Origin of the sequence: Burkholderia sp. MSh2 (assembly GCF_000731655.1) — a bacterium.
GTDB classification, from domain to species: Bacteria; Pseudomonadota; Gammaproteobacteria; order Burkholderiales; family Burkholderiaceae; genus Burkholderia; species Burkholderia paludis.
The window spans coordinates 38120-58571 of record NZ_JPGM01000064.1; the positions used below are offsets into that span (position 1 = coordinate 38120).

General features: G+C 69.4%; 20 protein-coding genes. 8 read left to right on the forward strand and 12 right to left on the reverse strand.

Annotation, left to right across the window (positions count from 1 at the left end; all coding sequences use genetic code 11):
* Nucleotides 1-184 precede the first annotated feature (184 nt).
* From kdsB to lpxK, 3 genes are all read right to left on the reverse strand, one after another.
* Nucleotides 185-976, reverse strand: coding sequence for a 3-deoxy-manno-octulosonate cytidylyltransferase (gene kdsB / locus GQ57_RS30900; protein ID WP_034199845.1), 792 nt, complete (start codon nt 974-976; stop codon nt 185-187).
* 112 nt (nt 977-1088) lie between these two features.
* Entirely contained in the window at nt 1089-1283 is a 195-nt protein-coding gene (locus tag GQ57_RS30905; RefSeq protein ID WP_010090898.1) for a Trm112 family protein, read from the reverse strand.
* Nucleotides 1264-2292 carry a tetraacyldisaccharide 4'-kinase gene (gene lpxK / locus GQ57_RS30910; protein ID WP_034199846.1) on the reverse strand — a complete coding sequence of 343 codons (1029 nt, stop codon included), beginning with the start codon at nt 2290-2292 and terminating at the stop codon, nt 1264-1266. Before lpxK ends, GQ57_RS30905 begins: the two co-directional genes overlap by 20 nt.
* Before the next feature lie 450 nt (nt 2293-2742).
* On the opposite strand from lpxK, the gene xseA reads away from it, so the two are divergent.
* Both xseA and sodB read left to right on the forward strand, forming a co-directional pair.
* Entirely contained in the window at nt 2743-4125 is a 1383-nt protein-coding gene (xseA, locus tag GQ57_RS30915) for an exodeoxyribonuclease VII large subunit (RefSeq protein WP_031398518.1), read from the forward strand.
* Nucleotides 4126-4349: 224 nt separating this feature from the next.
* Nucleotides 4350-4928 carry a superoxide dismutase [Fe] gene (gene sodB / locus GQ57_RS30920; RefSeq protein ID WP_011352986.1) on the forward strand — a complete coding sequence of 193 codons (579 nt, stop codon included), beginning with the start codon at nt 4350-4352 and terminating at the stop codon, nt 4926-4928.
* 291 nt (nt 4929-5219) lie between these two features.
* Here the strand turns inward: sodB and GQ57_RS30925 are convergent, their stop codons facing one another.
* Entirely contained in the window at nt 5220-5927 is a 708-nt protein-coding gene (locus GQ57_RS30925; protein WP_034199847.1) for a Crp/Fnr family transcriptional regulator, read from the reverse strand.
* A gap of 81 nt (nt 5928-6008) precedes the next feature.
* Here GQ57_RS30925 and GQ57_RS30930 point away from each other — a divergent pair, with 81 nt between their 5' ends.
* From GQ57_RS30930 to GQ57_RS30940, 3 genes are all read left to right on the forward strand, one after another.
* On the forward strand, nt 6009-6533 hold the full coding sequence (locus tag GQ57_RS30930; protein ID WP_034199848.1) for an Mpo1 family 2-hydroxy fatty acid dioxygenase: 525 nt from the start codon (nt 6009-6011) through the stop codon (nt 6531-6533).
* Nucleotides 6526-7572, forward strand: a complete 1047-nt coding sequence (locus GQ57_RS30935) for a 2-dehydropantoate 2-reductase (RefSeq protein ID WP_034199852.1) — start codon at nt 6526-6528, stop codon at nt 7570-7572. The genes GQ57_RS30930 and GQ57_RS30935 overlap by 8 nt, the downstream gene beginning before the upstream one ends.
* A gap of 109 nt (nt 7573-7681) precedes the next feature.
* Nucleotides 7682-8299 carry a methyltransferase domain-containing protein gene (locus GQ57_RS30940; protein ID WP_031398514.1) on the forward strand — a complete coding sequence of 206 codons (618 nt, stop codon included), beginning with the start codon at nt 7682-7684 and terminating at the stop codon, nt 8297-8299.
* Here the strand turns inward: GQ57_RS30940 and GQ57_RS30945 are convergent.
* Together GQ57_RS30945 and mdtD are read right to left on the reverse strand one after the other, a co-directional pair.
* Nucleotides 8286-9560: an EAL domain-containing protein gene (locus tag GQ57_RS30945; protein ID WP_031398513.1), complete on the reverse strand. Its 1275-nt coding sequence runs from the start codon at nt 9558-9560 to the stop codon at nt 8286-8288. The two genes, GQ57_RS30940 and GQ57_RS30945, sit on opposite strands and share 14 nt — an antisense overlap.
* 191 nt (nt 9561-9751) lie before the next feature.
* Nucleotides 9752-11188, reverse strand: coding sequence for a multidrug transporter subunit MdtD (gene mdtD, locus GQ57_RS30950; protein WP_031398512.1), 1437 nt, complete (start codon nt 11186-11188; stop codon nt 9752-9754).
* Nucleotides 11189-11406: 218 nt separating this feature from the next.
* Here mdtD and GQ57_RS30955 point away from each other — a divergent pair, with 218 nt between their 5' ends.
* The gene (locus tag GQ57_RS30955; RefSeq protein WP_031398511.1) at nt 11407-11730 is read left to right on the forward strand and encodes a DUF2917 domain-containing protein; all 324 of its coding nucleotides are present in this window, start codon (nt 11407-11409) and stop codon (nt 11728-11730) included.
* Here GQ57_RS30955 and GQ57_RS30960 read toward each other — a convergent pair.
* Complete coding sequence (locus GQ57_RS30960) at nt 11703-12935, reverse strand: citrate/2-methylcitrate synthase (protein ID WP_034199849.1); 1233 nt, start codon at nt 12933-12935, stop codon at nt 11703-11705. The genes GQ57_RS30955 and GQ57_RS30960 overlap by 28 nt on opposite strands.
* A 138-nt stretch (nt 12936-13073) precedes the next feature.
* On the opposite strand from GQ57_RS30960, the gene GQ57_RS30965 reads away from it, so the two are divergent.
* Nucleotides 13074-14465, forward strand: a complete 1392-nt coding sequence (locus tag GQ57_RS30965; protein ID WP_034199850.1) for a CoA transferase — start codon at nt 13074-13076, stop codon at nt 14463-14465.
* 21 nt (nt 14466-14486) lie between these two features.
* Here the strand turns inward: GQ57_RS30965 and GQ57_RS30970 are convergent, their stop codons facing one another.
* Nucleotides 14487-15233, reverse strand: coding sequence for a GntR family transcriptional regulator (locus GQ57_RS30970; RefSeq protein ID WP_031398508.1), 747 nt, complete (start codon nt 15231-15233; stop codon nt 14487-14489).
* A 166-nt stretch (nt 15234-15399) separates the two neighbouring features.
* Between GQ57_RS30970 and GQ57_RS30975 the strand changes: the two genes are divergently transcribed.
* A complete protein-coding gene (locus tag GQ57_RS30975; RefSeq protein ID WP_034199851.1) occupies nt 15400-16245 on the forward strand; it encodes an aldo/keto reductase in 846 nt (281 codons plus the stop codon).
* Nucleotides 16246-16344: 99 nt separating this feature from the next.
* Here GQ57_RS30975 and fusA read toward each other — a convergent pair whose 3' ends face one another.
* From fusA to GQ57_RS30990, 4 genes are all read right to left on the reverse strand, one after another.
* Entirely contained in the window at nt 16345-18456 is a 2112-nt protein-coding gene (gene fusA, locus GQ57_RS30980) for an elongation factor G (RefSeq protein WP_031398506.1), read from the reverse strand.
* A gap of 216 nt (nt 18457-18672) precedes the next feature.
* Nucleotides 18673-19173, reverse strand: coding sequence for a DUF192 domain-containing protein (locus GQ57_RS30985; protein ID WP_031398505.1), 501 nt, complete (start codon nt 19171-19173; stop codon nt 18673-18675).
* A 159-nt stretch (nt 19174-19332) separates the two neighbouring features.
* The gene (locus GQ57_RS40610; protein WP_075122913.1) at nt 19333-19545 is read right to left on the reverse strand and encodes a hypothetical protein; all 213 of its coding nucleotides are present in this window, start codon (nt 19543-19545) and stop codon (nt 19333-19335) included.
* A gap of 280 nt (nt 19546-19825) precedes the next feature.
* A complete protein-coding gene (locus GQ57_RS30990) occupies nt 19826-20404 on the reverse strand; it encodes a pseudouridine synthase (RefSeq protein ID WP_031398504.1) in 579 nt (192 codons plus the stop codon).
* Between the last annotated feature and the right edge of the window lie 48 nt (nt 20405-20452).

Sequence of the window (20452 nt, forward strand, 5' to 3'; positions counted from 1 at the left end):
TCCTGTGGCGAGCCCTGAAGGCGTCGGCGACGGCGGACGTGGCGCTTGCCTGGCGCGCGGCCGGCCGGTCTGATGCGACGCGTCGGCTGTGGCGACGCGCGGCTGCCGGCAGGGCCGCGGGCGGGGTCAAGCGAGGACGCGCTGGTCGCGGACGGCTCGCACAATCGCCTGATTATGCCACGGGTTATTTTGAACCCGGCCGAAAAAGGGCCTGCACGCGCGCGAGATCCGCTGGCGTGTCGATACCGGCTTCGGGCGCGGACTCGGTGATCAGCACCGCGATGCGCTCGCCGTGCCACAGCGCGCGCAGCTGTTCGAGCTGCTCGGCCTGTTCGATCGGCGCTTGCGCGAGCGTCGGGTACGTGCGCAGGAAACGCGCGCGATACGCATAGAGGCCGATGTGCCGGTAGACCGGGAAAGCCGGCGCCGGCATGGCCGCGACGTCGGGCCAGTGCGGCTGGTATGCGTCGCGGCTCCACGGAATCGGCGCGCGCGAAAAGTACAGCGCGACGCTCTGCGCGTCGAGCGCGACCTTCACGACGTTCGGGTTGAATACGTCGGCCGCGTCATGGATCGGGTGGGCGGCCGTCGCGATCGCGCAGGCCGGGTGCGCGGCCAGGTGCGACGCTACGTCGCGCACGAGCACGGGGTCGATCAGCGGTTCGTCGCCCTGAACATTGACGACGACGGTGTCGTCGCTCCACCCGAAGGTCGCCGCGACTTCCGCGAGCCGGTCGGTGCCGGACGGATGGTCGGCTCGCGTCAGCACCGCTTCGAAGCCGTGATCGCGCGCCGCATCGAGCACGCTTTGCGCGTCGGATGCGACGAGCACCTGTTGCGCGCCCGCTTCGCGCGCGCGCTCGGCGACGCGCACGACCATCGGCTTGCCGCCGAGATCGGCGAGCGGCTTGTTCGGGAGTCGCGTCGACGCGAGCCGTGCGGGGATGACGGCGATGAAGGGTTGCGGGTGGGTCATCGGGGAGGTGCGGTGAGAAGAACGGAGCAGGCGGCGTGTCCCGGGTCGGTCGCCGCGCGGGGTTGGGCGCCCCGCCGCGGGCCGGCCACGGCCGGGCGGGGCGTCGAGCCGGTCAGCGGCCGGCCGGGTCGACCGGCGTGCCTTCGACGGTCTGGCGCGCTTCGTCGACCAGCATCACGGGAATGCCGTCGCGAATCGGGTAGGCGAGCTTGTCCGCGTTGCAGATCAGCTCCTGCGCGGCGCGGTCATAGTGGAGCGGGCCTTTGCAGATAGGGCACACAAGGATTTCAAGCAGGCGAGCGTCCACGGAGTTTCTCCACAACGAGGGCAATGAGGCGAGGGTCGAGCGCGGCTTCGACGGGGACGACCCACAGTCGAGCGTCGCGCCAGGAAGCGCCCAATTTTACTGCATCCTTCTCGGTGATCAGGATCGCATCGACGGCGTCGTCGACGAACGGGTTGTCGGCGAACGCGTAGTGGTCGGGCAATGCGCGCGTCGCGGGTGCGAGGCCGGCCGCGCGCAGCGTCGCGAAAAAGCGTTCCGGCGCGCCGATGCCGGCCGCGGCGAGCACGCGCTCGTTCGCGAATTGCGACAGCGGGCGGCGCAGCGCGGGCTGGTCGAGGTGCCATGCGGCGCCCGGCGTGAGCGTCAGCGAGTAGGTGTCGGGCCACGGCGGCAGCGCGCCGCTGTACGGATCGTTGACGAGCGTGGCGTCGCGGTGCCGCGACAGCGGCTCGCGCAGCGGCCCGGCCGGCAGCAGGAAGCCGTTGCCGCCGAGCCGGTGGTCGAACACGACGAGCTCGACCGTGCGGGAGAGGCGGTAGTGCTGCAGGCCGTCGTCGCTGACGATCACGTCGACGTCCGGATGTGCGGCGCACAACGCCTGCGCGGCCGCGACGCGATCGGGGCATACCCAGACGGGCGCGCCGGTGCGGCGTGCGATCAGCAGCGGCTCGTCGCCGGCCGCACTCGCGCGCGACGCGGGCGTGACGGCAAGCGGCGCCGTCACGTTCGCGCCGTAGCCGCGCGACACGATGCCGGGCGTGAAGCCGGCCGCCCGCAACGCGTCGACGAGCGCGATCACGGTGGGCGTCTTGCCGGTGCCGCCGACGGTCACGTTGCCGACCACGACGACGGGCACGCCGACATCGACCGGCTGCTTCCAGCCCTGCGCGTAGGCGGTGCGCCGCAGCGCCGCGCACAGGCCGAACACGCACGCGAACGGCGTCAGCGCCCACGCGAGCGCGCCGCGGCGCTGCCATTCGCGTGTCAGGCGCGCTTCGAGCCGGGCGAGCGGGCCGCCGGGCGCGCTCATCGGGCCGGGCGCGGCGCGTCGTGCGCCGCGGCGTGGGACGGATTCGTCAAGGCGGATTCTCCGGTGGGTGGTACATGCCGCAGGGGCTGCGGAAGGCGGCACTCTAGCGCGCCGCGGGCGAACGCGGCAAGCGGGCCCGGTCGCGGCGGTTCGAGGGGCCGGATCGAGGCGGACTGTGGATAACTCTGTGAAGAACTCCGCGCGGGATTGAGTCGAACGCCCGCCGGGCGGGCCTCGAATCGGATGAGAATCGTTCCGAAAGATTTAAAAATATATAAAAATCAATGCGTTATCGGGAATCGTCTGGGGTTTTCAGCGGTTTTCGCGCGTTTCAGAAGGACGATTGCCAGAGTGTGGACACCTTCTGCGCATCGCGCCGAATGCGGCCGGCGCTGGACGCCGCGCGCGCGTCGGACTATCGTGTCGCCGCCAGCATTCATCCGACCGTCCATGCTCTCCGACTCTCCTTTTGCCGCACCGGGCGCGACCCGCGGCGGCGACGAAGTGATTCCCGTCTCGTCGCTCAATCGCGCGATTTCGACGATGCTCGAGCGCTCGTTTCCGCTGTTGTGGATCTCGGGCGAAGTGTCGAACTTCACGCGCGCCGCCAGCGGCCACTGGTATTTCTCGATCAAGGATCAGCAGGCGCAGATGCGCTGCGTGATGTTCCGCGGCCGCGCCCAGTACGCGGAGTTCACGCCGCGCGAAGGCGACCGGATCGAGGTGCGCGCGGTCGTCACGATGTACGAGCCGCGCGGCGAAGTGCAACTCAACGTCGAGGCCGTGCGTCGCACCGGGCAGGGGCGCCTGTACGAGGCATTCCTGCGGCTGAAGGCGCAGCTCGAGGGCGAGGGGCTTTTTGCCGCCGAGCGCAAGCGGCCGCTGCCGGCCCACCCGCGCGCGATCGGCATCGTCACGTCGTTGCAGGCCGCCGCGCTGCGCGACGTGCTGACCACGATCGCCCGCCGTGCGCCGCACATTCCGGTGATCGTCTATCCGGCGCCCGTGCAGGGCGCCGGTTCCGCCGAAAAGCTCGTCGCGGCCGTGGAGACCGCGAATGCGCGCCGCGAGGTCGACGTGCTGCTGGTGTGCCGCGGCGGCGGCTCGATCGAGGATCTGTGGTCGTTCAACGACGAAGCGCTGGCGCGCGCGATCGCGGCGAGCGCGTTGCCGGTCGTCAGCGGCGTCGGCCATGAAACCGATTTCACGATCGCGGATTTCGCGGCGGACGTGCGTGCGCCGACGCCTACCGGCGCGGCCGAACTCGCGAGTCCGCAGCGCGCGCTGCTGCTGCGCGAGGTTGACGATCGCCGGCGTGCGCTCGCGCGCGGCATGGCGCGCCGGCTCGAACAGCGCGCGCAGCAGCTCGACTGGCTTGCGCGCCGGCTCGTGAGTCCGGCCGAGCGGCTGCAGCGGCAGCGTACGCACATCGAGCAGCTCGCGGTGCGGCTGGCTTCGGCGGCGTCGCGGCCGGTGCGCGACGCACGCGCGCGCTTCGCGCTCGCGCAATTGCGCTGGCAGCGCGCGCGGCCCGATCCGTCACGGGCGCAGCAGGCGCTCGCGGGGTTGTCGCAACGTCTCGCGCTGGCCTTGCAGCGCCGTCACGAGCGTGACACGGCCCGCGTATCGGCCTGTGCGGCACGGCTCGAAGTGTTGAGTCCGCAGCGCACGCTCGAGCGTGGCTATGCGGCGCTGATCGACGCCCAGACGGGCCGCGCGGTGCGCACGCCGAACGCGCTGAAGCCGCAGCGGCGCCTGACCGTGCATCTCGCCGAAGGCTCGGCCGACGTGTCGCTTGCCGACGTGCAGCCGCGGCTGAGCGATACGATCTGACGCAACCGGCGCAAGCGAAGCGACGGGACGAAACCGGCGTCCCGGGAAGCTGAACGCATGCGGCGCAGCGCCGGCTCGCGTGGCCGGACGTTGCGCAAACGCCGCTTTGCCGCATACCGCGGATAAATGGCCCGTGAGTTTGCGGGGTTATTCGTCCTCGCCTACAATCGGACGCTCGGCAGCATCCAACACAGCCCCCCTACATACTCAACGAAGGAATTGCCATGGCTCATACGCTCCCGCCGCTCCCGTACGCTGAAGACGCGCTCGCGCCGACCATCTCGCTCGAGACGATCCAGTACCACTACGGCAAGCACCATCAGGCTTATGTGACGAACCTGAACAATCTGATCCCGGGCACGGAATTCGAAAACCTGTCGCTGGAAGAGATCGTCAAGAAGTCGTCGGGCGGCATCTTCAACAACGCCGCGCAAATCTGGAATCACACGTTCTTCTGGAACAGCCTGTCGCCGAACGGCGGCGGCGCACCGACGGGCGCGCTGGGCGACGCGATCAACGCGAAGTGGGGTTCGTACGACGCGTTCAAGGAAGCGTTCACGAAGGCCGCGGTCGGCACGTTCGGTTCGGGCTGGGCATGGCTCGTGAAGAAGGCCGACGGTTCGCTCGACATCGTGTCGACGAGCAACGCAGCGACGCCGCTGACGACCGCCGACAAGGCACTGCTGACGATCGACGTGTGGGAACACGCGTACTACATCGACTACCGCAACGCACGTCCGAAGTTCGTCGAAGCGTTCTGGAACATCGTGAACTGGGACTTCGCAGCGAAGAATTTCGCGTAAGGTCCGGCGCCAGCGCGCCGCCATGGCGCGCGGCACCCCACGAAAAGCCCTCGTTTCGAGGGCTTTTTGTTTTTGTCCCGCGGGAAAGTACCGCGTTTGCCGGGGCGCGCGACCATGCCGGGCATCCGGCCGCGCGTCGCGCTTGCGATCGCGATGGCCCAGGGCGGCATGCGCCGGAACGCCCGGGCGAGCGACACCGGCTACGGATGACGGGAACGGGCGGGGGCGGCTAACGGATTCAACACGCGACGCGGAGCGGACGGACGAGTCGCCGCGATCGCGCCACGCCGTTCAGTGCGCCCCGTCGCCGAGCCCGCTTGCCTGCCGCAGCGCTTCGATGTCGACGAGTTCGATCTCGCCGACATGCAGCCGCACGACGCCGTCGGCCTGCAGCGCCTTCAGCAACTGGTTGGTGGTCTGCCGCGTCAGCGACAGCATCGACGCGAGCGTTTCCTGCGACAGCCGCACGCGCGTGCGCCCGGCGCTGATGCCGCCGTAGCCTTCGGCGATCATCAGCAGGCGCGCGGCGAGCCGCTGCGCGGCCGGCATCACGCTCATCGCCTCGACGGTCAGGAAGCTCAGGCGCAGCTTCTGCGCCATCAGCAGCGCGAACTGCCGCCAGTATTGGGGCGTCGCGTCGAGGATCGCGAGCAGCGCGGCCTGCGGGATGTGCAGCAGCAGCGCGTCGTCGAGCGCGATCGCGTCGTGCGTGCGCGGCTGGCCGTCGAACAGCGCGATCTCGCCGAACCAGGTGACGGGTTCGGCCACCGTCAGCAGCGCCTCCTTGCCCTGCGGGTCGACCGCGCCTATCGTGAGTGAACCGGCCAGCACCGCGTACAGCCCGCACGGCGGGTCGCCGCGCCGGAACAGCGCGTGGCCGGCCGGCAGCCGGCGCAGCGCCGCACGCGCGAGCAGATCCGCGCGCAACGCGGCCGGCAGCGCCGCGAACCACGGGTTCGCTTCGATCTGCGGCAGATACGGGGCGAGCGAAGAGGGCATGGGCACGCGATGTCGGGTAGCTGACAGAGGTTCTGGGGCGTGACGCGCATCATAGCGCTCAACGACCGACCAGGAGACGCCATGAAGACGCTCGAAGACCATCTTTCCCAGTATGCGGCCTACCATCGCGACGCGCGCAACATCGCGACGCACCTGGTCGGCATTCCGATGATCGTGTTCGCGGTCGAGGTGCTGCTGTCGAGGCCGGTGGTCGGGACGGTGTCCGGCATCGCGCTGTCGCCGGCGCTGCTGCTTGCCGTCGTGTCCGTGCTGTTCTACCTGCGTCTCGACCGGCGTTTCGGGGTCGTGATGGCCGCGCTGTTCGCGCTCGGCCTGTGGGCCGCGCAGGCGCTGGCATTGCTGCCGACCGCGCAATGGCTAGGCGTCGGCATCGGCGCGTTCGTCGTCGGCTGGATCGTGCAGTTCGTCGGGCACTGGTTCGAGGGGCGCAAGCCCGCGTTCGTCGACGATCTGGTCGGCCTGATCGTCGGGCCGCTGTTCGTCGTCGCCGAAGTCGCGTTCTTCGCGGGGTTGCGTGGCGACGTGCGCCGCGAGGTCGAGCGCCGGGCCGGGCCCGTGCACGGCGGCGCGCACTCGCATGTCTGACGCGCCGGTTTGCGTGATCGGCGCGGGCGCCGTCGGTTGTTATCTCGGCGGCCGGCTCGCGGCCGCCGGCGCGAATGTGACGCTGGTCGGCCGGGCGCGGATCGGTGATGCGATCCATCGACACGGGCTCACGCTGACCGATCAGCACGGTTATCGCGCGACGCTCGCGCCGGCCGATGTCGTGTTCACGACGGATCCCGCCGCCGCGGCCGCCGCGCGGCTCGTGCTCGTCGCGGTGAAATCGGCCGCGACCCGCGACGCCGCCGCGCAACTGGCCGGCGTGTTGCGTCCCGGTACGGTCGTGGTCAGCTTCCAGAACGGCCTGCACAATGCCGACCTGCTGCGCGACGCGCTGCCGCAAGCGACCGTGCTGGCCGGCATGGTGCCGTTCAACGTGATCGAGCGCGGGCCCGGCGCGTTTCACCAGGGTTCGGCGGGCGCGCTCGCGGCCGCTGCGTCGCCCGCGCTGCAGCCGTTCGCCGATGCATTCGCGCGCGCCGGGCTGCCGCTCGCGCTGCATCGCGACATGCCGGCCGTGCAGTGGGCGAAGCTGCTGCTCAACCTGAACAACGCGGTCAACGCACTCGCGAACCTGCCGCTGCGCGACGAACTCGCGCAACGCGCGTACCGGCGCTGCGTCGCGCTCGCCCAGCGCGAAGCGCTGCACTGGCTCGCGCGGGCCGCGATCCGCCCCGCGCGGCTGACACCGCTGCCGGCCGCGTGGATTCCGGCCGTGCTCGACCTGCCCGATGGCGCGTTTCGCGTGCTCGGCGGCCGGATGCTCGCGATCGATCCGCTCGCGCGTTCGTCGATGTCCGACGATCTCGCGGCGCACCGGGCGACGGAGATCGAGTGGATCAACGGCGAGGTCGTGCGGCTGGCCGAACGCTTCGGCGGCCAGGCGCCCGTCAACGCGCGACTGTGCGCGCTCGTCCACGATGCGGAGGGTGCCCAGGCCCGCCCGGCGTGGCGCGGCGATGCGCTATGGGCCGAGTTGGCCGCGCAGGCGCCGCGTGCCGACGCCGTGCGCCCGGCGTAGCGAGGCTTCGCGCGGGGCCTCGCCGCACGGGCCGGCCGTGACGCCACGGGCGCGGCGCAACGGCTAAGATGCGGAGTGCGTCATTCGACGCCTATGCGGAGCAAGCGCCATGGTGGATCGCCCGACTCTCGACGCCTACGATGCCCATGCCGCGCAATATGCGCAGGACTGGCTCGACCAGGCCGCGCCAGACGACATGTACGCGCTGCTCGAGCAGCATTTCTCGCCGGGGCCGACCGCTGACGTCGGTTGCGGCGCGGGGCGCGACACCGCCTGGCTCGCGTCGCGCGGTTTCGACGTGCGCGGCTACGATGCGAGCGCCGCGCTGCTCGACGAGGCGCGACGCCATCATCCCGGCCTGACTTTCGAACTGGCCGCGCTGCCGGCCCTGGCCGGCGTGCCGTCGGGCGCGTTCCGCAACGTGCTGTGCGAAACGGTCGTCATGCATCTCGACCAGGCGGACGCGGCGGCGGCGGTCGCGCGGCTGGCCGATCTGCTGATGCCGGGCGGCACGTTGTACCTGAGCTGGCGGGTGGCCGGGAACGGCGCATCGCGCGACGAGCGCGGCCGCCTCTACACGCCACTCGATTCGGCGCGGATGCGTGCGGCGCTCGGCGCCGGCGCGCAGGTGATCGACGAGTACGAGGTCGTCAGCGCATCGTCCGGCAAGCGCGTGCACCGGCTGATCGTGCGCAAGGCGGCCGGCGCCGCGCTCACTCGCGGCTGAGCGCCGCTTCCCAGTTGATGTCGACGCAGAGCACCTGCATGCCGGCTGCGACGGGCGCGGCGATCGATGCGGTCACGCACAGGTGCGCCTCGTTGATCGACAGGTAGGGCGCCGTCAGGTGCACGCGGCCCGGCGCGCGCATCGCGTCGATGAAGTACGGGCGGCGCTCCCAGCTTGCGCCTTCGGAATGCAGCAGCGGCCGGAAGCGCTTGGCGCGCTGCGAGACGCTGCCGCGCGCGAGCACGTTGTCGCCGATCTGGCGCCCCGATGCGTCGAGCAGGAAGCAGCGCGCGGTCTCGGGCAGCCCGAGCACGGTCGCGGCCGCGTCGATGAGCGGTTCGCCCGCGCCGAGCCGGCGGCTCGCTTCCTCGAGCGCCGCGACGTACGGCGCGAGCCGTTCCGCCTGGGTCTGCTCGCGTTGCGCGACACGCAGCCGCAACGCGGCCGACAGCGTATCCATGCAGCCCGCGGCAGCCTGCGGCTGCACGGGTTCGACGCTCGGCCCCGCGAAGTACTGGCCCTGCACGAAATCGACGTCGCACTCCAGCGCGATCAGCGCGTCGCGCTCGGTCGCGAGCCCGCCCATCAACACGAGCTGGCCGGATTCGTGCAGCAGCGACACCAGCCCCGGCAGCACGCGCTCGAGATGCGAGTGCTCGCTCGCCTGTGCGAGGATGCCGCGATCGAGCGTGACGATGTCGGGATGCAGGTGCCACACGCGGTCGATGTTCGAATGCTTCGCGCCGAAGCCGACGAGCGCGATCAGGAAGCCGGCCTTGCGCAGCCCGTCGATGATCGCCGCGTAGCGCGGCGTTTCGCCGCCCGCCTGCTCGGGCACCTCGAGCACCACGCGGTGCGGCGGCAGCCCGAGCGCCTTCAGGTTCGCGAGCATCGCGTCGCCGTAGACGGTGTCCATCAGCGCGGCCGGATGCAGGCTCAGGAAGAGCCATTCGTCGTGGCTGTCGAACGCATGGAAGTTGCCGAGATGCAGCGATTCGGCGAGCCGGCCGAGCTCGAGCAGGTCGCCGCGCCGGGCCGCCTGCGTGAACACCTCGTGCGACGCCACCTGGCGGTTTTCCTCGTCGTGCGCCCGCAGCGACGCGTGATAGCCGATCGCGCGGCGGTGCGACACCGAAAAAACGGGCTGGAACACGCTGAACACGGTGTAGCCGCCGTACAGCACGGTGCGCCGGTTCCCGTCATCGCCGGCGACGGGGCGGGGCGGTTGAAAGCCGGGGGGATCGAGTTCGATCATGCTCATGATGTCGGCCGAAGGAAGGCTGCCAGTTTACCTACAGAATAGGCGAGCAAGAAGCGTGCACGGCAACGTACCCCGTGCGGCGGCCCGTCGCGGCCACGGAACGGGGCATCGAGGCGCGTGTCATCGGGCCGAATGCACCGTCATGGTGCGCGGCGCGGCGGCGCACCGTCCGAAACGGCGCGCGCCGTGCGTCAGGCGCGCTCGGACGGATCGGTCTTGCGTGCGGTGCCGCGGATCTCGGGTGCGAGCTGCGCGAAGATCCACGCGGACGCGGCCGTAATGATCCCGACGCAGATGAACGTCGCATGGAAGGCCGGCAGCGTGTTGCTTGGCGTCACGGCGCGCAGCATGCCGGTGAACGTCGCGAGCAGCGCGCCCGCGACCGTGACGCCGAGGCTCATCGACAGCATCTGCACCAGCGAGAACAGGCTGTTGCCGCTGCTCGCGCCGCCGGTGCCGAGATCCTTCAGTGTCAGCGTGTTCATCGCGGTGAATTGCATCGAGTTGAAGCCGCCGAACAGCGCGAGGTGCACGACCTTCACCCACACGGGCACCGTGTCGCGCATCAGCGCGAAGCTCGCCATCATCACGCCGACCATGATCGTGTTCACGAGCAGGACCTTGCGGTAGCCGTGCCGCGTGATCAGGCGCGTGATGATCCGTTTCGAGAACATCCCGGCCGCCGCGACCGGCAGCATCATCAACCCTGCTTCGAAGGCCGAGTAGCCGAGGCTCACCTGGAGCAGCAGCGGGATCAGGTACGGCATCGCGCCGCTGCCGATCCGCGCGAACAGGTTGCCGAGCAGCCCGACGCTGAACGTGTGGATCCTGAACAGCTCGAGCGAGAAGATCGGCTGCGGCGCGCGCACCGCATACAGCCCGTACGCGACGAAGCAGGCGAGGCTCAGGATCAGCAGCACGAGCACGGCCGCGTGCTGCATCCCGAGATCGGCGAGGCCGTCGAGCGACAGCGAGATCGCGATCATGCCGATCGTCAGCAGCAGGTAGCCCTTCAGGTCGAAGCGGCCGACGGCCGGATTGCGCGCATCGGGCATCGAATAGAAGGTCGCGATGCAGCCCGCGACGCCGACCGGCACGTTGATCAGGAAGATCCAGTGCCACGACGCGATCTTGACGAGCCAGCCGCCGAGCGTCGGCCCGATCAGCGGGCCGATCAGGCCGGGAATCGCGACGAACGACAGCGCGGGCAGGTAGCGTTCGGCCGGGAACGTGCGGAGCACCGCGAGGCGCCCGACCGGCAGCAGCATCGCGCCGCCGACTCCCTGCACGATGCGGAATGCGACGAGTTGCTGCAGCGAATGCGCGTTGGCGCACAGCAGCGAGCCGAGCGAGAACACCAGGATCGCGCTGAAGAACACCCGCCGCGTGCCGAAGGTATCGGCGAGCCAGCCGGACACGGGGATCATCACCGCCATCGTCAGCGAGTACGCGATCACGACCGACTGCATGCGCAGCGGCGATTCGCCGAGGCTCGCGGCCATCGACGGCAGCGCCGTGTTGACGATCGTCGAATCGAGCGTCTGCATGAAGAAGCCCGTCGCGACGAGCCAGAGCATCACGGTGAGGTTCTTTTCGCCGGGAGCGGCGGCGGGCGGGCGTTGGAACATGAGGGCGGGGCGGTGGCGCGGGACAGCCGACATTGTAGGGAAAGCCGCCGCGCCGTGCAGGTTTGGCGCAGGCGGCTGCGCGGGCCCGGGCCGGCGCGGCCCGTCCTCTCGAATTGACCAGTACAGTTCAGCCGGAAGTGTCTGCAGCCGTACCTGTCCCTGTGCTGACACTGTCCGAAATACTGGTGTCATCGGACCCATGCGACCAGGAGGCTGCCATGCGTGAACTGCGACTTTACGTGATCGACGGCGACGAGCCGGCGGGCCGGTGGCGGATTGTCGATCGCACCGCGCTGCAGGTGGCGGACGGCGAGGCATGGGTGACGATCGAGGGTCGGCCCGACGATCACTGGCTCGGCGCCGGCGCGTCGTTGACATTGCTGCCCGGCATGCGCGTGTGGGTCAGCGCCGGGCCGTGCGGCGCGACATTCGCGTTCGGTCCGCTCGCGGTGCCGGCCGCGCTGGCGGCGGGTGCGTGGTGGCGGCCGTTCGTCGCGTGGCGCGACGGCCGGCGTCACGCGGCCGTGTCGCTGCCCACATAGCGCGCCCGCGGCCGGATCAGCTTGCCGTCCGCATATTGCTCGAGCGCATGCGCGATCCAGCCGGCCGTGCGGCCGGCCGCGAACAGCACGAACGCCGCGCCGTCCGGCAGCGCCAGCGCACGCTGCAGCACCGAAAGGGCGAAGTCGATCGTCGGGCGCAGACCCGTTGCCGCTTCGACGCGCGCGGCGAACGCGAGGGCCGTGCGCAGCGCCGGGCGGTCCGGCACGGTTGCCTGCAATGCATCGAGCAAGGCCCGTCCGCGCGGATCGCCGCCGGGGTAGAGCGGATGGCCGAAGCCGGCGAGCGTGCCGCGCCGGCCCGTCGTGCGTCCGTCGGGCGCGACGCGCGTTGCGAGGGTGCGGTCGAGGTCGGCGGTGCGGATCGCGTCGTCGAGCAGTGCGGTTGTGCGGAAGGTCTCGCCGCCGTGGCGCGGGCCCGACAACGCCGCAAGGCCGCCCGCGATCGCGCCGAACAGCGGCGTGCCGGTCGACGCGATGCAGCGTACGGCAAAGGTCGACGGATTCAGTTCGTGATCGGCGCTCAACACGAGCGCGCGACGCAGCAGGTCGGCTTCGTCGTCGCGCGTGACCTGCCAGGCGGTTGCGAGTTGCCGGTGCACGGGGGCGTCGCCGGGTGCGATCGCGGCCAGCGCGGCGGGGGCGATGCGCAGCAGCAGCGCCGCTGTGTCGAGTTGCGCATCGCGATTCCGTGCCTGCCGGCGCGGTAACGACGCAGCCGCGGCCGGCAGCAGCACGAGCGCGCGTTCGAGCGGCGCGAGATGTGTCCAGCTGCGCATCCAGTCCACCCAGCACCCCGCGTCGAAGCCGCTCGATCCGGGCGACGCGGTCGCCAGCCGCGCGGGCGGGCAGTCCCACAGCCGGGCGGCGGTTTCCTCCAGCGTGGCCGAACCGGCGAGCGCGATCGCGTCGGCGCCCCGGTAGCGCAGGCGGCCGTCGGCGATCTGCGTGATGCGCGATTCGAGCACCGGCACGCCCCAGTCGAGCGAGCGTTCGGCCACCGCGCCCGCGCGTTTCGCGTCGGCCCGGCGGCGCGCCAGCAGGCGCACCTCGTCCGCGTCGTAGCGGCGGCGCCTGGTCGCGCCGTCGGGCAGCGAGCGCAGCAGGCCGCGGCTCACATACGCATAGAGCGTGCTCACGCTGACACCGAGGGCGCCGGCGGCTTCCTGCGCGCTGAGGGATGTCATGCAGGTCGCTCCTGTCGGGATGCATGAAGCATGGCCACGCTACAACTATTCGTTATGTATTGATTCGCGCAATCAAGATTGATCGCGCCTGTCGCGAATTCTAGACTCGATTCCGTCTCCTCCACCGCTCACTTCGCCATGACACCCGAACTCGCATTGACGCACCTCTGGCAACTCGCCGGCGGCGACGCCGGCGCGCTGGCCCGCGCGACCGTCACCGGGCAGGACCCGACGCTGCCGTCGACATGTCACGTCGGCACGCTCGCCGCCGCGACGATCGCGGCGGCCGGACTCGCGGCGGCCGAATGCCACCGGCTTCGCACGGGCGTCGCGCAGTCCGTCGACGTGTCGGTGCGCGACGCGCTCGTCGCGTTCCGCAGCGAACGCTACCTGCGCGTGGACGACGGCCCGCCGCCGGAGCTGCGTCATCCGGTGACGGGCTTCTTCGAGACGGGCGACGGGCGCTGGATTCAACTGCACGCGAATTTTCCGCATCACCTGCAGGGGATCCTCGACGTGCTCGGTTGCGGCGAGCAGCATGCCGACGTCGCCGCCGCGATCCGCACGTGGCGTGGTGCGGCGCTCGACACGGCGCTTGCCGAGGCGGGCCTCTGCGCGGCATTGATCAGAACCCCTGATGAATGGGCGGCGCACGAGCAGGCGCATGCGATCGCGTCGCTGCCGCTGTTCGAGATCGAGCGGATCGGCGATGCGCCGGTCGAGCCGATCGGCCGCGGCGCGGCCGGCCAGCCGCTCGCCGGCGTGCGCGTGCTCGATCTCACGCGCATCATCGCGGGCCCGGTCGCGGGCCGCACGCTGGCGTCGCACGGCGCGCAGACGCTGCTCATTAACGGCCCGCACCTGCCGAACATCGCGCCGCTGGTGATCGACAACGGGCGTGGCAAGCGTTCGGCGTGGATCGACCTGCGCGACACGGCGGGCGTCGAGACGCTGCGCGCGCTTGCGCGCGATGCGGACGTGTTCCTGCAGTCGTACCGGCCCGGCGCGCTCGCGGCGCGCGGCTTCGCGCCGCAGGCGCTGGCGGCGCTGCGGCCCGGCATCGTGTGCGTCACGGTATCGGCGTACGGGCACGCAGGGCCGTGGGCGCAGCGGCGCGGCTTCGACAGCCTCGTGCAGTCGGCAAGCGGGATTGCGTGGCAGGAGCAGCAGGCCGCGCACGCGAGCGCACCGCGCCATCTGCCGTGCCAGGCGCTCGATCACGCGACGGGTTATCTGGCGGCGTTCGGCGCGATGATCGCGCTCGCGCGCCGGGCCCGCGAAGGGGGCAGCTGGCACGTGCGGATGTCGCTCGCGCAGACGGGGCGCTGGCTGCAGTCGTTCGGCGTCGTGCCGGACGGCCTTCAGGCGCCCGATTTCGGGCCCGCCGATTTACGCGAGCGGTTCGAGCGCGTCGCGTCGCCGTTCGGGATGCTCAGGACCGTGCGGCCGGCCGAGCGGTTGTCGGCGACGCCGCCGGCGTTCGCGCGGCCGCCCGTGCCGCTCGGCGCCGACGAGGCGCGCTGGCTGTGAGCGCCGGCGGCGCGGCGGGCGTTACTTGCGCAGCTCGACGACGAAGTCGTAGTAGTCGTTGCGGCAGTAGGTATCGGTCAGTTCGATCGCGCGCTGGTCCGACGTATAGCCGATCCGCGTGATCAGCAGCAGCGCGTCGTGCGGCGCGATGCCCATCTGGTCGGCGATCTCGTCGGTCGCGTTGACCGCGCGGAAATGCTGCAGCGCGCGCACGATCGGCGTGCCGCGCGCCTCGAGATAGCTGTACAGCGAATCGCCGATCGCCTCCGGGTCGGGAATCAGCGTCGCGGGGAACGTCGAGTTCTCGACGGCCATCACGATGTTGTCGGCCAGGCGCAGGCGCTTCAGGCGCGTGACCGATGCGGCGGGCGACAGCCCGAGCTGGATCACCTCGTCGCGGTTCGCGGGCTGGATCTCGCGTGCGAGCCATTGCGAGCTCGGCCTGAAGCCGCGGCGCTCGAGCATTTCGCTGAAGCTCGACAGCCGCGACAGCGGATCTTCATAGCGCGGCTGGATGAAGTTGCCCGCGCCCTGCGTACGACGGATCAGGCCCTGCTCGACGAGCAGCGCGATCGCCTTGCGCGCGGTGATGCGCGATACGCCGAGCGCGTCGGACAGCACGCGCTCCGACGGCAGTGCCTCGCCGGCCGTCCAGCGGTTGTCGTGGAGCGCGTCGCCGAGCTTGCGGGCGAGTTGCAGGTAGAGCGGCGTGTCGTTGTCGGGGTCGGGGCGCAGGTCCTGCCAGCGGTCGTCCGTGGGTGCCTTCATGGGATGCGTGTCGATCAGGTTGCGGCCATTCTAAGTCATCATGCGGCGCTGTTATAGCCGGTTTTTGCCCTGCAATAGGCCGTCGGCGCGCCGATTGACTACACTGATGCGTCGAATTCGATGCCCGGGCGCGCGATGCGCGGCCCCTATCCGCAGCGAGGAGCGCATGACAGACACGATTGCCACGGTCGTCCTGCCGGACGGCGAGACGGTGCCGAAACTCGGCCAGGGCACCTGGGAAATGGGCGAGCGGCCGGCCCGGCGTGCGGACGAGATCGCCGCGCTGCGCGAGGGCGTCGAGCTCGGGATGACGCTGATCGATACGGCGGAGATGTACGGCGAGGGCGCGACCGAGACGCTTGTCGGCGAGGCGCTCGCGGGCCTGCGCGACGACGTGTTCCTCGTCAGCAAGGTGTATCCGCACCATGCGAGCCGGCGCGGCGTCGTCGCCGCCTGCGACGCGAGCCTCAAGCGCCTGCGCACCGACCGCCTCGACCTGTACCTGCTGCACTGGCGCGGCTCGGTGCCGCTCGAGGAGACGGTGGATGGCTTCGAGGCGTTGCGGCGGTCGGGCAAGATCCGTCACTGGGGCGTCAGCAACTTCGATACGGCCGACATGGCCGAGCTCGTCGGCGAAGCGGGCGGAGCCGCGTGCGCGACCAACCAGATTCTCTACAACGTCGCACGGCGCGGCCCGGAATTCGACCTGCTGCCGTGGCTCGCCGGGCGCCGGATGCCCGCGATGGCCTACAGTCCGGTCGATCACGGGCGGCTGCCGAAGCGTTCGCCGCTCGACGAGATCGCGCGGCAGCGCGGCGTATCGGTGCTGCGGGTCGCGCTCGCGTGGGTGCTCGCGCGGCCGGGCGTATTGGCGATCCCGAAGGCTGCGAGGATCGAACACGTGCGCGACAATCGGGCGGCACTCGATCTGGTGCTGACCGGCGACGAGCATGCGCAGCTCGACGCGTACTTCCGCCCGCCGCGCAGCAAGCGCGCGCTCGAAATGCTCTGACCGATGCACCGTGCCGCGGAGCGGCGCGCCGGCAAAAAAAAGCCCGTCCGGAACCGGACGGGCCTCGCCTGCATGCAACAGGGCGCGAGCGCCCCGTGCTTACTTCGTCTTCGCGCTGATCACGCCTTCCGATACGTTGGCCGGCGTCTCCGCATACTGCTTGAACTCCATCGTATAGGTCGCGCGGCCCTGCGTTGCCGAACGCAGCGACGTCGAATAGCCGAACATCTCGGCGAGCGGCACCTCGGCGCGTACGAGCTTGCCGCCGCCGCCCGCGATGTCCTCCATCCCCTGCACGATGCCGCGCCGGCTCGACAGGTCGCCCATCACGTTGCCCATGAATTCCTCGGGCGTCTCGACCTCGACCGCCATCATCGGCTCGAGCAGCACGGGCTTCGCCTTGCGCATCGCTTCCTTGAACGCGATCGAGCCGGCCATCCGGAACGCGTTTTCGTTCGAGTCGACGTCGTGGTACGAACCGAACGTCAGGTGCACCTTCACGTCGACGACCGGGTAGCCCGCGAGCACGCCGCTCTTCAGCGTGTCGATGATGCCCTTGTCGACGGCCGGGATGTACTCACGCGGAATCACGCCGCCCTTGATCTCGTCGAGGAACTCGTAGCCCTTGCCGGGGTTCGGCTCGAGCGTGATCACCGCATGGCCGTACTGGCCGCGCCCGCCCGATTGCTTGACGAACTTGCCCTCGACGTCGGCGGCCGTTGTGCGCACCGTCTCGCGATACGCGACCTGCGGCTTGCCGACGGTCGCTTCCACGCCGAATTCACGCTTCATCCGGTCGACCAGGATTTCGAGGTGCAGCTCGCCCATCCCCGAAATGATCGTCTGGCCGGATTCCTCGTCGGTCTGCACGCGGAACGACGGATCTTCCTGCGCGAGGCGGTTCAGCGCGAGGCCCATCTTTTCCTGGTCGGCCTTCGTCTTCGGCTCGACGGCCTGCGAGATCACCGGCTCCGGGAACTCCATCTTCTCGAGGATGATCGGCTTGGCGGGATCGCACAGCGTGTCGCCGGTGGTCGCTTCCTTCAGGCCGACGGCCGCCGCGATGTCGCCCGCGCGCACCTCCTTGATTTCCTTGCGCTCGTTCGCGTGCATCTGCAGGATCCGGCCGAGCCGTTCCTTCTTGTCCTTCGTCGCGTTGAGCACCGTGTCGCCCGATTCGACGACGCCCGAATACACGCGGAAGAAGATCAGCTGGCCGACGAACGGGTCGGTCATGATCTTGAACGCGAGCGACGAGAACGGCTCGTCGTCGCTCGGATGACGTTCCGCCGGCTTTTCCGGATCGGCGAAGTCGTGGCCGAGAATCGCCGGCACGTCGACCGGCGACGGCAGGTAGTCGATCACCGCGTCGAGCATGGCCTGCACGCCCTTGTTCTTGAACGCGCTGCCGCACAGCATCGGCACGATCTCGTTCGCGATGGTGCGCTTGCGCAGCGCGGCCTTGATCTCGTCCTCGGTCAGCGATTCGTGGTCGTGCAGGTACTTCTCGAGCAGTTCCTCGCTCGCTTCCGCCGCGGCCTCGACCATCTTCTCGCGCCATTCGTGCGCGAGCTCGACGAGGTTTGCAGGGATGTCCTCGTACGTGAACTTCACGCCCTGGCTTTCGTCGTCCCAGACGATCGCCTTCATCTTCACGAGATCGACGACGCCCTGGAAATGATCTTCCGCGCCGATCGGAATCTGGATCGGCACCGCGACGCCTTTCAGGCGCTCGCCGATCTGCCGCTGCACGCGGAAGAAATCGGCGCCGATACGGTCCATCTTGTTGACGAACGCAATGCGCGGCACCTTGTACTTGTTCGCCTGGCGCCACACGGTCTCGGACTGCGGCTGCACGCCGCCGACCGAGTCGTAGACCATGCACGCGCCGTCGAGCACGCGCATCGAGCGCTCGACTTCGATCGTGAAGTCGACGTGCCCGGGCGTGTCGATGATGTTGATCCGGTGTTCCGGATAGTTGCCGGCCATGCCCTTCCAGAAGGCCGTGGTCGCCGCCGACGTGATCGTGATGCCGCGTTCCTGCTCCTGCTCCATCCAGTCCATCGTGGCCGCGCCGTCGTGCACTTCACCGATCTTGTGGCTCACGCCGGTGTAAAACAGGATGCGCTCGGTCGTCGTGGTTTTGCCGGCATCGATGTGAGCGCTGATCCCGATATTGCGATAGCGCTCGATGGGGGTTTTGCGGGGCACGTGAACCTCCTTAGGTTCGGATCGTAAGCGGGCCGGCTGGGCTGGCCCGGGCTGGACAAGCGAGACTTAAAGCATAGCGCTTGCGCGTGGCTTTTGCAGATGCGGCCGGCGCCGGCGGAATCAAGTCGGTGCCTGCGGGCGGCGCGTAAAAAAAGCCGGCGCGCAACGGGCGGCCGGCTTCGGTCGGTGCGCGGCGCGACGCCGCGGCGAGGGCCGTTACTGGGCCTGCGGCAGACCGTCGAGCTTCATGCCGGGCTTGATGCCCTTCGCCGCGAACCAGCCCTTGCTCATTTCGAGTGCATACACGCCGTTGTTGCGCGGGCAGTGGTTGTCGGTCGTCTCGGCCTTCATCTCGTCGATGTCGGTGATCGTGCCGTCCGCGCGGACGAACGCGATCGACAGCGGGATCAGCGTGTTCTTCATCCAGAAGCAGTGCACCGCGTTCTCGTTGAACACGAACAGCATGCCTTCGTTCGGCGCGAGCTGCGAGCGGTACATCAGCCCCTGTTCACGGTCGGCGTCGTTCGCGGCGACGGCCGCGTCGATCACGTACATGCCGGCGCGCAGCTTCACGCGCGGGAACTCGCTCGGCTGCTTGGCGCCGGGCGGCATCTGCGCGCTGGCGGCTTGCATGCCGAACGCGAGGGCGGCGAGGGCGGCGGGAAACACGGCGGCGCGCACAAGGCGGCCGAGCGACGAGCGCAGGGAGAATTGCACAGCAAGGCTCCTATCTGGAAAACGAGACCCGCATGGTACGCGATGCGTGCGGGCGGGCACAAAAAGAAAAAGGCAGATCGCCTTGCGGTGATCTGCCTTTCAACGCCGTAAGAACGGCAAGACTGCGTGTTCTTGACTGCGTTATTACAGCTTGCTTACTTAGTTCGAAGCAGCTGCCGGTGCTGCTGCGTCGCTTGCTGCAGCCTTCTTCGATGCCTTGTGGTGTGCCTTCTTGTGAGCGTGCTTCTTAGCATGCTTAGCCGGTGCCGAAGCAGCGTCAGCAGCTGCCGGAGCAGCTTCCGGTGCCGATGCTTGTGCGAAAGCAGCCGTTGCGAAGAGGCCAGCGACCAGAGCGGCGATCAGTTTGTTCATGTTGTGTTCCTCAGCTTTAGTTAATTAACCAAATGACCCGGCAATAGGAGTCATGACGTCTAACGGTGCCATCCACCTTTCGGTTGACAGACGCTCCAAGAAATTTCTCTTTGCGCTGCGGGCGCCGAATCGTATTCGAAAAAAACGTCGCTTTCGTGACGCAAACACGGTTCGGCTGCCAATGCCGGATAGCTAAGGTTGGCATCTGCGAGGTTTAACGCGCGATCTTCGCAGGTGGTTGACGAAAAAAATGACGAAAAGTGTGCGTGTCCCGAAATCGTCATCCGGCGGGCGCGAAACCGTCCCACGGCGCGCGCGGCGGCAGTGCAATTGTTTCTCCCGGCGCAATGCCGAGCGCGAATATGTCCAGTGCGCCGATGCCGACGCGCACCAGGCGCAACGTCGGGAAGCCCACGGCGGCCGTCATGCGGCGCACCTGCCGATTCTTGCCTTCGGTGATCGCCAGCTCGATCCACGTCGTCGGGATCGCCGCGCGGTGGCGAATCGGCGGATTGCGCGGCCACAGCGCGTCGGGCGGCTCGATGAATTCGGCGCGGCACGGGCGCGTCACGTAGTCGCCCAGGTCGACGCCGCGCGCGAGCGCCTTCAGGTCGGTGGAGCCGGGCGCGCCCTCGACCTGCGCCCAGTAGCGCTTGACGAGCTTGTGGCGCGGCTCGGCGATGCGCGCCTGCAGCGCGCCGTCGTCGGTGAGCAGCAGCAGGCCTTCGCTGTCCGCGTCCAGCCGGCCGGCCGCGTAGACGCCGGGTGTCTTGACCCAGTCGCCGAGCGACGGCCGCGTCTCGTGCGCGGAAAACTGGCAAATCGTGCCGAACGGCTTGTTGAGGGCGATCAGGTTCATGGCGGGGCGGCTGCCCGGCGCCGCGCCATGAACCTGATCGCCCGCGGC